Here is a 2,468-nt window from a genome sequence, read left to right as displayed (position 1 = left end):
ACGGCCGCCTTACCGCCGGACGGGTATAGGCCGACCGGACCAACCAAATACCACTAGGCTAAACGGCCTAAAAACACCTAAATCATGATAGACCCACGGCGAGGTCATGCGCGTACTCGTGCAGGGTGCCGCCGAGCCGCGCGCGTCGTTGCATGTCGAGGCGCGCGATCCGAGTTCCGCTCGGACATGTGATTTGGGCCTGTGAGCTGCGGTGATGCCGCGTGGTCAGGCAGCGTGGCGGTACTGGTTGATCAGGCCGTCGAGAACGGGTTGTCGCTGGATCCGATGGGCCTGGAGGTCGGTGCCCATAACCGGGGTGGGCGGTTCGGTGCTGTCTGGGGGGCCGTTGCTGCCGGGATTGTTGCGGGCGGTGCTGGTTGTAGTGCCTGATGTAGGCGGTCAGCACGGTCCAGGAAGGCGCAGGCCGGCAGCGCGTCGGCCTTGGAGTGCAGGAAGTCCGCCCACGTGCAGGTCGCGCGCCACCGTTGGAGTCCTGGGACCCGTCAGACTCCTTCGATGAGCCGGAGGAGACGTCGGCACGTCGTGTCTCCGTGGCTTGCCCTGATGGCGGTGCCACAGCGGCGACTCCGACCTCGAAGGCGCGATGCGCCGCTCGAGACGTCCCGGGTGCGGTCGTGGATCCGTGTGTGGACCTTGCTACCGCCCGCGCGCCGGCCGTCGGGTCGGGTTCGGCACCGGCGTGGATCTGCTTGGTCTCGAACGATCACGCCGAGCCTGCTGGTCATGCTCCTGTCGTGCCCGCCCACAATATCTGATCATTTCGGGGCGTCTCAGCCGACGATGTCAGAGAGGGGAGAATCTGCTCGGCCCAGACCGTCTTGCCGTCGAGGGAGTAGCGGACGCCCCAGTTCTGCGCGAGTTGGGTGACAATGAAAAGGCCACGACCGCCTTCGTCCACCGTCTTGGCGTGGCGCAACCGCGGTGCGACGGGGTTGCCGTCCTGGACCTCGCAGGTGAGGGTGCGGTCTTTGATGAGCTGCAACCGCAGGGGCGGCGTGCCGTAGCGGACGGCGTTGGTGACCAGTTCGCTGACGATCAACTCGGTCGTGTAGGCGGTTTCCTCATCCACTCCCCACATGGTGAGCTGGTGTTGGGCGCGGGTGCGCGCCGTGGCAACAGCTTTGGGGTGCTCGTCGAGATGCCACGCGGCGGCCTGGTCGGCGGGGAATGCGTGGGTGCGGGCGAGGAGCAAGATGACTCCGCTGCGGCGAGTGTCGTTCTGGAGCTGGTAGAGCACGTCATCGCAGAGATCCTGCATGGGCCGGTCAGGGTGGGCCAGCACCCGTTGGAGGGAATCCGGGGACGGGGAGGTGTGCAGGAGGGATGCGGTGTAGAAGGCGAGGACACTGCCGTCGGTGACAGGGATCGTGGTGGCGGCGAAGGGGGGTCCCTCGACACTGCCCAGGGGAGGTCCGCTCGGCAGCTCAGGGATCTCGGTCCTCCCGTCGGGATGGGCCATGACGGGTGGAGGGTGGCCGGCCAGGGCGATGGTGCAGGTCTGGGCGAGCGGGTCGTAGACCGCGTACACACAGCTTCCCCTGAGCGGCACGCGGTCGCCGGGCGACAGAGCTGCGCGTTCCTGGGCCAGGCGTATGGCGGTGTCGTTGAGGCGTGCGAGGAGCTCGTCGGGCTCCAGCTCGAGTGCGGCCAGGGAGCGGATGACGGTCCGTATCTGTCCCAGGGTGGTGGCCGCGTGGATGCCCTGGTCGGCGACTTCGCCGACCACCAGTGCGGTGCGGGCGCCGGACAGGGCGAAGGCGTCGTACCCGCCGCCTCCGCCCACCTCAAATGAGGGCACGTGCAGGTGCGCGGTTTCAACGGTGGTCTGCTTCTCAGGGCAGGGAGGCAGCACGTGGCGCTGGATTGTCGAGGCGATGGTGTGCTCGCGGGTATAGCGGCGGGCGTTGTCGATGCACAGCACGGTGTGAGCGGCGACTGCGATGGCGACGGTGACATCGTCCTCGTTGTAGAGGTCGGCCTGGTCGGTGCGGTACAGGCTCAGCAGCCCCAGCACGGTTCCACGCAACGTGAGGGGTGCGGTGATCAGGCTGTGGGCACCGGATGCGCGGATCGCCTCGGCGCGCGGCGGGTCGGCTGCCAGCCAGGGCGTGTCGGGGCCCAGGGCGACGAGGCGGGGTTTGAGGTCGGCCAGCGTCTGGGCGTAAGGCGTCGGGAACGGCAGAGCGCGCACGTCACCCACCGGATGTGCCTGAATCTGCTCCTGGCCGCCGCTGTGGCCGAAGGCGACACGGCGCAGCGGCGCCTGCCGTCCCAGAGGGCTCAGCGGAGGGTCCTCGCCACGCAGCACTGAGTCCACCACTTCCACCACAGCGATATCGGCGAAGTCCGGCAGGGTGCGTTTCCCGTTGAGTGAGCTGCCGCGGGGTGGTCACGCGGCGACGACGAAGTCCTGCTGGTAGCGGGCGGTGTGCTGCCGTTCGTGTTCG

At 67.9% G+C, this 2,468-nt stretch carries 1 protein-coding gene; it reads right to left on the bottom strand.

What is annotated here, in order from left to right:
- Positions 1-742: 742 nt before the first annotated feature.
- Complete coding sequence (locus tag ACFYX0_RS47420) at positions 743-2,338, bottom strand: SpoIIE family protein phosphatase (protein WP_388981969.1); 1,596 nt, start codon at positions 2,336-2,338, stop codon at positions 743-745.
- Positions 2,339-2,468 lie beyond the last annotated feature (130 nt).

This window comes from Streptomyces sp. NPDC002573 (genome assembly GCF_042889625.1).
In the GTDB taxonomy this organism is placed as follows: Bacteria; Actinomycetota; Actinomycetes; order Streptomycetales; family Streptomycetaceae; genus Streptomyces; species Streptomyces gibsoniae.
Note: the sequence above shows the minus strand (reverse complement) of the source record. Positions and strands in the feature narration are given on the sequence as shown.